At 70.0% G+C, this 9,867-nt stretch carries 9 protein-coding genes; 4 read left to right on the top strand and 5 right to left on the bottom strand.

The window, feature by feature from the left end; translation table 11 throughout:
• Window positions 1-95: 95 nt before the first annotated feature.
• The 3 genes from rplQ (at window position 96) to AC3WOE_RS26840 (ending at window position 1,193) form a co-directional block, all read left to right on the top strand.
• Window positions 96-485: a 50S ribosomal protein L17 gene (gene rplQ / locus AC3WOE_RS26830; RefSeq protein WP_439467381.1), complete on the top strand. Its 390-nt coding sequence runs from the start codon at window positions 96-98 to the stop codon at window positions 483-485.
• Between the two features lie 161 nt (window positions 486-646).
• Window positions 647-991, top strand: coding sequence for a PRC-barrel domain-containing protein (locus tag AC3WOE_RS26835; protein WP_492694901.1), 345 nt, complete (start codon window positions 647-649; stop codon window positions 989-991).
• Between the two features lie 13 nt (window positions 992-1,004).
• Window positions 1,005-1,193 carry a hypothetical protein gene (locus AC3WOE_RS26840; protein ID WP_492694902.1) on the top strand — a complete coding sequence of 63 codons (189 nt, stop codon included), beginning with the start codon at window positions 1,005-1,007 and terminating at the stop codon, window positions 1,191-1,193.
• On the opposite strand, the gene pdeM is transcribed toward AC3WOE_RS26840, so the two are convergent.
• Genes pdeM through AC3WOE_RS26865 form a run of 5 tightly spaced genes read right to left on the bottom strand, consistent with a single transcriptional unit; the run spans window position 1,190 to window position 7,926 of the window.
• On the bottom strand, window positions 1,190-1,849 hold the full coding sequence (pdeM, locus tag AC3WOE_RS26845; RefSeq protein ID WP_492694904.1) for a ligase-associated DNA damage response endonuclease PdeM: 660 nt from the start codon (window positions 1,847-1,849) through the stop codon (window positions 1,190-1,192). The two genes, AC3WOE_RS26840 and pdeM, sit on opposite strands and share 4 nt — an antisense overlap.
• The gene (locus AC3WOE_RS26850; protein WP_492694906.1) at window positions 1,846-4,368 is read right to left on the bottom strand and encodes a ligase-associated DNA damage response DEXH box helicase; all 2,523 of its coding nucleotides are present in this window, start codon (window positions 4,366-4,368) and stop codon (window positions 1,846-1,848) included. The genes pdeM and AC3WOE_RS26850 overlap by 4 nt, the downstream gene beginning before the upstream one ends.
• Complete coding sequence (locus AC3WOE_RS26855; RefSeq protein ID WP_492694908.1) at window positions 4,340-6,010, bottom strand: ATP-dependent DNA ligase; 1,671 nt, start codon at window positions 6,008-6,010, stop codon at window positions 4,340-4,342. Before AC3WOE_RS26855 ends, AC3WOE_RS26850 begins: the two co-directional genes overlap by 29 nt.
• Entirely contained in the window at window positions 6,007-7,029 is a 1,023-nt protein-coding gene (locus AC3WOE_RS26860; RefSeq protein WP_492694909.1) for a ligase-associated DNA damage response exonuclease, read from the bottom strand. The genes AC3WOE_RS26855 and AC3WOE_RS26860 overlap by 4 nt, the downstream gene beginning before the upstream one ends.
• A 39-nt stretch (window positions 7,030-7,068) precedes the next feature.
• Window positions 7,069-7,926, bottom strand: a complete 858-nt coding sequence (locus AC3WOE_RS26865; RefSeq protein ID WP_492694911.1) for an endonuclease/exonuclease/phosphatase family protein — start codon at window positions 7,924-7,926, stop codon at window positions 7,069-7,071.
• A 222-nt stretch (window positions 7,927-8,148) separates the two neighbouring features.
• Between AC3WOE_RS26865 and AC3WOE_RS26870 the strand changes: the two genes are divergently transcribed.
• Window positions 8,149-9,864 (top strand): ShlB/FhaC/HecB family hemolysin secretion/activation protein, encoded by a 1,716-nt coding sequence (locus tag AC3WOE_RS26870; protein WP_492694913.1) that lies wholly within the window; start codon window positions 8,149-8,151, stop codon window positions 9,862-9,864.
• The last annotated feature ends 3 nt before the right edge of the window (window positions 9,865-9,867 follow it).

The following is a 9,867-nucleotide window of genomic DNA, read 5'->3' on the forward strand; positions in this document are numbered from 1 at the left end:
TTTCTAAGTGGGTGGCGCGTTGACCAACGCCACCCGGTGCACCCGCCAGTACCTGATCCGGCTGGCGGCATTAATGAAGTGAAAGGAAAAGCACCATGCGTCACCGTAACGGCCTCCGCAAACTCAACCGCACCAGCGCTCACCGCGCTGCCATGCTGCGCAATATGTGCGTTTCGCTGCTCGAGCACGAAGCCATCAAGACCACGGTCCCCAAGGCCAAGGAACTGCGCCGCGTCGTTGAGCCCCTGATCACGCTCGCCAAGGAACCCACGCTGGCCAACCGCCGCCTGGCTTTCGACCGCCTGCGCGACCGCGACATCGTCACCAAGCTCTTCAACGTGCTGGGCCCGCGCTTCGCGGCTCGTCCGGGCGGCTACACCCGCATCCTGAAGATGGGCTTCCGCGTCGGCGACAACGCCCCCATGGCCTTCGTCGAACTGGTGGATCGTCCGGAAGGCGAAACCGCTGGCGAAGCCGCCGAATAAGCTCAGCTTTCGCTGAACTGCAAAGCCCGCCTCGCGCGGGCTTTTTTCATGGCTGTTGGCATCGTCGGCCCCCTCCTACGCGCGGCTCGCGCCCGGCCTGACGACACACGTCCGGTGGCGCGCGCACAGTGAAGCGATCGCTTCAACTGCAGGAGCCCGCCATGAGCCTCCATCCCACCATCTCCTCCTCCAAGGTCGAAGGCACCGCGGTCTACGACCTCGCCGGCGACAAGCTCGGCACCATCGACGACCTCGTCATCGACAAGCGCACCGGTCATGTGCGCTACGCCGCGCTGGAGTTCGGCGGCTTCCTCGGTATCGGCACGGACCGCTATCCGCTGCCCTGGGACATGCTGAAGTACGACACCAGCAAGGACGGCTATGTCGTCAACATCAACCGCGATCTGCTGACCGACGCGCCGCGTTATGCCAGCGGCCAGGCGCCGACCTATACCGAGGAGTACGGGCGCGGCGTCTACGGCCATTACGGCTTCAACTGGCAGTGAGTGAGGCTGCACCATGAGCAAGCCCCATCTCGGTCGCAGTCACAACGCCCAGTCGGGCCCGGTCAAGCACACCGCCAGCGAGTTCGCGACCAGCAAGGCGACGCAAGGGCAGACGCTGACCAAGCAGGCCAAGGCGCCGGCGCGCGAGGCCGATGGCACGACCCGCGAAGCACCTCAGGGACCGCCCCAGCACAAGATCTAGCCGCCCCAGGGCAGCCAGTGCAGGTCATCTTCACCCAGCACGGCCACGTGGGCGCCATCGCGCGCCAGCTCCGAGCGTTTCAGCGTCAGCGCCCCGGTGAGCCCGCCGAAGGCTGGCAGCACCAGGGCGTGCGGATAGTGGACAAAGCAGGGGCGGCGCAGTCGGTCGCCGGCGCGGCTGCCGAGAGAGACGGCGGGATGCAGATGACCTGCCAGCGTGAAGCCGGGTGAGCCGGGCGGTGGCGGCTCGTGGGCCGCGGTCAGTACACCTAACGACAAGGTCGCGCTGATCACCTGCAGCGGCAAGCCCGGCGGATGAATGCGGCGGTCGTGGTTGCCCAGCACCAGCACGGTTGGCACACGTCGTGCGAAGTCATCGACGGCCTCCAGCAGTCGCGGCGTCAACCCTTCAGCGCCATGCCAGAAGTCGCCCAACACCACGAGCCGTTCGGCGCCGCGTGAAATGAACGTCGCCTCCAGTCGAGCCAGCGTCCGCGCGCTGCTGCCGGCGGGCACGGGCTGGCCTTGGGCGCGAAAGGCTGCGCCCTTGCCCAGATGCAGATCGGCCGCGAACAGCGTGCGCTCCGCCGGCCACCACACGGCGCCATCCGGCAGCAGCTGCAACGTCTCGCCGGCCGCCTCGATGCCCAGGCTCATCGCCGCCTCCGCCGCGATCCGCCGCCGCGCCTGGCGGTCTTCTTGTCGCTCTCCCGCCCAAAGGCCAGCCGCTCGCCCACGTCCTCGGGTGCCTGTCCTTCGGCCGCCTCCTCCAGCTCGGCCAGCATGCGCGACAGCCGCTGCGCCAGCGACTCCGTCGACACCCTTTCCCGCAGCATTTCCACCAGCAGCGGGAATGCCAGTGGCGACGTGCGTGTGGGGCGCTGCAGATCCAGCGGCAGCGAGGCCAACCGATCCAGCGTGCGCGCCAGCGCGTCCTCGTCCAGCTCGGCCGACAGCAGTTCCTCCTCGGCCTGGCGCAGCAGCCGGTTGCCCGGGTCGTGCTGGCGAAACACGTCGAAGTAGAGCGACGACGAAGCCTGCAGCTGGCGCTGACTGCGCACCTCGCCCGGATGGCTCTGGAAGATCAATCCCGAGATGCGCGCGATCTGCCGGAAGCGTCGACGCGCCAGCTCGCTGGCGTTGATGCTGGCCAGCACCTCCTGCCTCAGCGTGTCGCGGTCCACGCTGGCGAGCAGCGTCGGCAGCCGCGCGGCCCAGTCGACATCGGTGGCGCTGAGCAGCTCCATGCCGTACTCGTTGACGGCAACGGTGAAGGTGGCCGGCGTATCTCGCCCCACGCGCCAGGCCAGCAGCCAGGCCAGTCCCAGGTGCACGGTGCGGCCGGCAAAGGGATAGAGGAAGAGGTGGTGGCCATCCGCCGACGTCTGCACCTCGGCCAGCAGGCGCTGCGGGCCGGGCAGGGCGGACCACTCGGCCTGCAGCTTCAGCAGCGGCGCGACAAAGCGCATCTCCTTGTCGGCATAGCGGCCCTGTGCCGCCTCGTCGAAGCGCTCCAGCATCGCCTCGGCCAGCGTGTCCGAGATCGGGAACTGCCCGCCGTTCCAGCGCGGCAGCAGGGCACGGCCCGGCTTGCCTACGCGCACATAGGCGGTCAGGCCTTCGGTGCGCACCAGCTCCAGCGCGCGGCCGCCGAGCAGGAAGGTGTCGCCCGGCTTGAGCCGCGCGATGAAGCTCTCCTCCACGCTGGCGATGCGTCCACCGGTCAGGAACTGCACGTTCATCATCGCGTCCGACACGATGGTGCCGATATTGCTGCGGTGGCGCCGCGCCAGCCGTGCGTCCGGCACGCGCCAGACGCCTTCCTCGTCGGGCACGACGCGCTGGAAGTCGGGGTAGGCGCGCAAGCTGTCGCCGCCATGGCGTACAAAGGCAAGGGCCCAGGACCAGGCCTCGTCGGTCAGACTTCGATAGGACGGCGCGGTGCGCACTTCGGCCAGCAGTTCCTCGGGCCGGAAGCCGCCACCCAAAGCCACGGTGACCAGGTGCTGCACCAGCACGTCCAGCGGGGCGACGGGTGCATGCCGCGGCTCGATGCGGCCGGCCTGCACGGCGGCGCGCAGGGCCGAAGCCTCGACGATCTCCAGGCTGTGCGTCGGCACCAGCGTCACGCGCGAGCGCCGCCCCGGTGCGTGGCCGCTGCGGCCGGCGCGCTGCAGCAGGCGGGCCACGCCCTTGGCCGAGCCGATCTGCAGCACCTGCTCCACCGGCAGAAAGTCCACGCCCAGGTCGAGGCTCGCCGTGCAGACCACGGCCTTCAGCTGCCCGGCCTTCATGGCCGCCTCCACCCAGCGGCGCAGCTCCGCGTCGATGGAGCCGTGGTGCAGGGCGATGGCGCCGGCCCAGTCGGGCCGCGCATCCAGCAGCGCCTGGAACCAGCGTTCGCTCTGCGAGCGGGTGTTGGTAAAGACCAGGCTGCTGTCGGCCTTGTCGATCAGCTCGACAACGCCCGGCAGCATGGTCAGGCCCATATGCCCGCCCCAGGCGAAGCGCTCGATGCGCTTGGGCAGCAGCGTGTCGATGACTATCTTCTTGTCCTGGGCCCCGCGCACCAGCATCGCATCCGGCGCCAGCACGTCGCGCGCCTCGTCGAGATTGGCCAGCGTGGCCGACAGCCCCCAGGTCATCAGCGCCGGATTCCAGCGCCTGAGCCTGGCGAGCGCGAGCTGCAGCTGCACGCCGCGCTTGCTGCCCAGCAACTCATGCCATTCGTCGACGACGACCAGGCGCACGCGCCTCAGCACGTCCGGCGCATCGGCGCGCGACAACATCAGGCTCAGTGACTCGGGCGTCGTCACCAGGGCCGTGGGCCAGCGGCGCTGCTGGGAGGCGCGCTCGCTGGTCGAGGTGTCGCCGGTGCGGGCGGCCAGCGTCCAGTCGGGCGCCAAGGCCGACGCGGCGTCCTGCAGGGCCAGCAGCGTGTCGTGGCTGAGGGCCCGCATCGGCGTCACCCACAGCACCGTCAACGGCGCTTCGGTGTCGCCCAAGGCCTGCAGCGCGCCCAGCCAGACGGCCAGGGTCTTGCCCGCGCCCGTGGTGGCATGCAGCAGACCGGAGTGGCCCTGGGCCATCGCGCGCCAGACCTCGCGCTGAAAGGCGAAGGCCTTCCAGCCGCGCGAGGCCAGCCAGTCATTCGTCTTCGGCGACTTCACCGGCATTCGCAGCGATCTCCATCAGCGCCCGCAAGCTGTCCAGCGTATCCGCTTCGTGCAGCGGCTTGTCGTCGCGGATGCGCAGCATGCGCGGGAAGCGCACCGCGATGCCGCTTTTGTGCCGCGTGCTGGCCTGGATGCCTTCGAAACCCAGCTCGAAGACCATGCTCGGCCGTACGCGCCGTACCGGCCCGAACTTCTCGACCGTCGTCTTGCGGATCTCGCGGTCCACGCGCTTGATCTCCTCATCGGTCAGGCCCGAATAGGCCTTGGCGAAAGGCACCAGCATCAACTCCCCGCCCGTCTTGTCCAGCGCGGCTTCGGCCTCGGCCGCATCGCGCGGCGCGCGGTTCCAGACGGCGAAGCTGTAGTCGGTGTAGAGATTGGCGCGGCGGCCGTGGCCGGCCTGGGCGTAGACGAGCACGGCATCGACGCTGAGCGGCGCGACCTTCCATTTCCACCATCCGCCCACGGTGCGGCCGATGCCGTAGACCGACTCGCGGTGCTTCAGCATCAGCCCCTCGACACGCCGCACGCGCGAGCCTTCGCGTGCGAGCGCGAGGTCGGTCCAATCCATGGCGTCGACGAGGGGCGAGGTCGCAATGCCCAACTGCTCCAGCCGCGCGCGGCGCCTATGCAGGGGCTCGTTGCGGCGGTCCACGCCTTCGCTCTCCAGCAGGTCGTAGGCCAGCAGCCGCACTGGCGCCTCGGCCAGGATGGCCTTGGACAGCTTGGTGCGGGCGATGCGCTTTTGCAGCAAGGCGAAGGGCGCCGGCTCAGCCTCGCCATGTCGCCATGCCAGCAGCTCTCCATCGACCACCGTTCCGTCCGGCCAGGTACTGGCCTCCAGCACCACCTCGGGGAAGCGCTCCGTCACCAGTTCCTCGCCGCGCGACCAGATCCACACCTGGCCCTCGCGCTTCACCACCTGGGCGCGGATGCCGTCGTACTTCCATTCCGCCAGCCAGTCGCTGCGCTCGCCCAGGGCGGCGGGCTCGCCGGGCAGGGGGTGGGCAAGGAAGAAGGGATAGGGCTGGCCGCCCCGCACGCCACTCGCGTCTTCTACCAGCAGCGCCAGGAAGCGGGCCTCGGTGGGCGGCGTGTCGATGTGGGTGTAGCCCATCATGCGTTGCGCTATGCCGGTCGCGTCACGCCCTGACCATTCGGCCAGCGCCCGCTGCACCAGCAGCTTGCTGACGCCGACGCGAAAGCCCCCGCCCACCAGCTTGACGAACATGAAGCGTTCGTCCGCCGACAGCCCGCGCCAGGCCGCCAGCACGCCTTCGCGGCGGCCGGCCATGTCCAGTTGGCGCAGCGGCAGGATGCGGCCTTCCATCCACTCGCTGAGCGGCTCGTCCAGCTTGTCCTCGGGGTCGGGCAGAACATAGGCGATGGCCTCGGCCAGGTCGCCGGTGGCGGCGTAGCCGGCTTCGAACAGCCACTCCGGCAGGCCGGCCGCCTCGCAGGCCAGCGACCGCAGCTCGCGGGTCGGCACCGCGCGGCGCGGCGTGCCGCCGGCCAGCAGATAGACCGCCCAGGCCGCGTCTCGCGGCGGCGCCTCGCCCAGATAGCGCTTGAGCGCCGCCACCTTGGCCAGCGTCGAGGTGCTGGCATCCAGGGCGAGATACAGCGCCACGAAGCGCTTCATGTCTCGCCCTCGTCGCCAAACTCGGTCGCGAAGGCCTCGGCCTGCAGGCCCAGTTCGGTGAGATAGCGCACCAGGGCGCCTTCGTCACCATGCGTGACGATGACGCGCTGGGCCTCGGTGGCGCGGATGGCCGACAGCAGGCCCGGCCAGTCCGCATGGTCGCTGAAGACGAAGCCGCGGTCCACGCTGCGGCGCCGGCGTGCGCCGCGCAGCCGCATCCAGCCGCTGGCGAAGGCGTCGCTGTGGGGGCCCAGGGCCTTGGCCCAGCGGCTGTCCTGCACGGCCGGGGGCGCGATGACGAGGGCGCCCTGCAACGACTTGAAGTTCGTCTCTGGTGTCACGGTTTCAACTTCTGGCAGGGCGACGCCGGCCGCGCGATAGGCTTCGTTCAGCCGCGCCACCGCTGTGTGCACCAGCACCGGCCCCGGCGCGTCGCCGGTGGCCAGCCCGGCCAGCAACCGCTGGGCCTTGCCCTGGCTGTAGCCCATCAGCAGGGCCTGCTTGCCCTGGGCGGCGCAGTCGGTCCACCAGGCGCGCATCTCGGCCAGCACCTCGGTCTGCGGCGCCCAGCGGTAGATGGGCAGGGCGAAGGTGGCCTCGGTGACGAAGACATCGCAGCGCACCGGTTCGAAAGGCGCGCAGGTGGTGTTGGTGTCGCCGGCGCCGCTGACGAAATAGTCGCCCGACACCCCCCAGACCTCGCCGCGGTGCTCGACCCTCACCTGGGCCGATCCCAGCACATGGCCGGCCGGATGCAGGCTGATCGTCACGTCGCCCAGGCGCAGCGTCTCGCCATAGGCCAGCCCTTGGAAGGGCATGTCGGCGCCCACCCGCAGCCGCATCAGCCCCTCGGCATCCCGGTGGGCCAGGTAGGCGCCATGCCCTTCGCGGCAATGGTCGGCGTGGGCGTGGGTGATGACGGCCCGGGCCACCGGTCGCCAGGGGTCGATGAAGAAGTCCCCCGGCGGGCAGTACAGGCCCTCGGGGCGACGCTGGATGAGGTCTTGCCGGTCAGCCATCGCCGATGCAGGGCAGGCCGTGTGCCCGATCCTTCAAGCTCAGGGCAGGCGCACGACGGCCTGCACCGGCAGGTGATCCGACGGGAAGCGGCCCTGGTAGGAATCGGTCAGCGCAGCCCACTTCAGCACCTCGATGCCTGGCGTGTGGAAGATGTGGTCGATGCGTTCCTGGGCCGGCAGCGGCGCATCGATGCGAAAGCCCTGGAAGGTGCCGTCCGGACCATAGGGCGGGGTGCGGCTGGTGTCGCGGGCGTCGAGCAGCGCGGCGCGCAGCAACTGCACCGGCTCGCTGCCGGGCGCGGCGTTGAAGTCGCCGATCACCAGCGTCGGCGCGTCGCCGGCCAGGGCCTTCCAGCGGCTGATCAGCAGCCGGGCCGATTCCCGCCGGGCGATCACGCCTTCATGGTCGAAATGGGTGTTGAACAGGTAGAAGCTGCCAGCCTGGGGCGCCTGGCGGTCGCGCAGTTCCACCCAGGTCACGATGCGGTTGCAGCAGCGGGCGTCCCAGCCCTTGGAGGGGCGCTCCGCCGTCTCGCTGAGCCAGAAGGTTCCCTGGCGCAGCAGTTCCAGCCTTGCGGTCCGGATGAAGACGGCGGCGTGCTCGCCGCGGCCGGCGCCGTCGTCGCGGCCAACGCCCACCCGCACATAGCCGGGCAGTTGCTCCAGGTCGGCCACCTGCTCAGGCAGGGCCTCCTGGGTGCCGAACAGGTCCCAGTCGTGGTACTGGATCAGCGCCTTGACGTGGGCGCGGCGATGGGGCCAGTCGTTGGGCGCGTCGCTGGCCAGGTTCAGGCGCAGGTTGTAGGTCGCCACCCGCAGCGGCTCGCCGGCGCGGCTGAGGGTGGACGTCAGCAGGAGAAGGGCGGCCGCAAGGCCGGCTCCCAACCAGTTCGGCATGGCGGATCCGGTAGCCGTGGAGATCCCACAGCCGCCAGCCTACGTCATTGCGCCAGGGGCCTCCGCTCATTTGCGGGACGGGCGCGGAACTCAAACGCCGCCCTCGTGACTCACCACGGGTGCGACCGCCAGGTCGATGGCAGGCCGCGACCCGGACTTGAGCTTCGTGGGGCGGCCAGACCTTGCGCCGCCGTTCGCCTTGCCTTGTTCCGGATCTCGCCCGTGCTGCTTGCCCCCCGCTTCCGTCGCGTCCTGCCCCAGCTCAGCTTCCTGGCTGCGCTGCTCGCCTGCGCGTCGGCCTGGGCCGCCGGCACGCCGACGGTGGTGCCGACGCCCGCCGAGCTGGCCCGCCCCGTGGAGCCGGTTCGCAACGCCGAGCTGCCGCCGGAACGCCCCGCCGTGGCCCGCGAGCTGGGCAAGCCGGACGACGAGCTGAAGATCGATGTCACTGCGTACAGCCTCGCGCCCGACGCACCCGCGGCCCTGCGCGAAGCCCTGCCGCGGCTGACGGCGGCCTTCGTCGGCAAGGAGCGCAGCTTCGAGGACCTGGTCAATGCCGCCAACGAGGTGACCCGCTTCCTGCAGCGCGATCTGGGCTACTACCTCGGCTATGCCTACATCCCCGAGCAGGCCTTCGACGGCAAGACGGTGCGCATTGGGGTGCTGGAGGGCCGGCTGGACCGCGTCGTGCTGAACTGGAGCGAGGGGCTGCCGGTCCAGCGCGAGGTCGTCGAGGCCTATCTGGCGCGCCTGAAGCCGGGCGACGTGCTGACGGTGGAAGCCGTCGAGCGCACGGTCTTCCTCATCAACGACCTGCGTGGCATCGTCACGCGTGCCGAGGTCAAGGCCGGCTCGACGCCCGGCACGGCCATCCTCGAATTCACGCCCCGCGCCGAGGCGCGCTACAGCGGCAGCATCGACGGCGACCTGAACGGCTCCAAGGTCATCGGTGGCCAGCGCCTCGGGGCCCAGGTCATCATGGCCAGCCCGCTGGGCCGCGGCGACGGCCTGTCGGGCTCGGTGCTGGCCACCACCGGCGGCGGCCTGCTGTTCGCGCTGCTGGGCTACACCAGCCCCATCGGTGCCGACGGCTTCAAGGCCGGCGCCTCGCTGTCGGCAGTGCGCTACCAGCTGGACAAGAAGGAATTCCCCCTCGGCCTGGACGGCACCGGCACGACGCTCAACCTCTTTGCCCTCTACCCCTGGGTGCGTTCGCGCAACCTCAATCTCTTCGCCCTGGGTGCCGTCGATGCCAAGCGGTATGTCGACAACGTCGCAGCCCTGTCGACGAAGAAGCGCGTGGACGACGCCAGCATCGGGGTCAGCGGCGACTTCCGCGACAGCTTGCTGACCGGCAGCGTCAACACCTTCGAGTTCAACCTGGCTCAGGGCCGCCTGAACTTCCCGGCCGGCACGCCCAGCGGCAGCGATGACGCGGCCAATTTCCGCAAGCTGAGCTTCGCGGCCTCGCGGCTGCAGAACGTGCTCAGCAACCGGCTGCTGGCCTATTTCACGATGCGTGGGCAATGGGCCCTGTCCAACCTGGACTCGACCGAGCAGTTCCGCGCCGGCGGCCCGAATGGCGTGCGCGCCTTCGGGCCTGGCGAGGGTACGGGCGACAACGGCGTCGTCGGCAGCCTGGAGCTGCGCTGGCTGCCGCCGGCCAACCTGTTCGGCCGCTGGGCCAGCGAGCTGGTGCTGGCGGCCTTCTACGACGGCGCTCTCATCCAGTACCGCCACGATCCCAATCTCGTGCTGCGCGAGCCCGGCTACATCAACCACACCCGCCTCGGCGGCGCGGGCCTGTCCCTGGTCTGGGCACGGGGCAGCGACTACTCCTTGCGCATGAGCCTGGCCACGCCCACGCATGGTCATGCCGTCGGCGAGACCGAGACGCACAAGCTGCGCTTTTATGCGCAGGGCTCCTGGAGCTACTGAACC

This window comes from Roseateles sp. FW305-36, assembly GCF_058787015.1.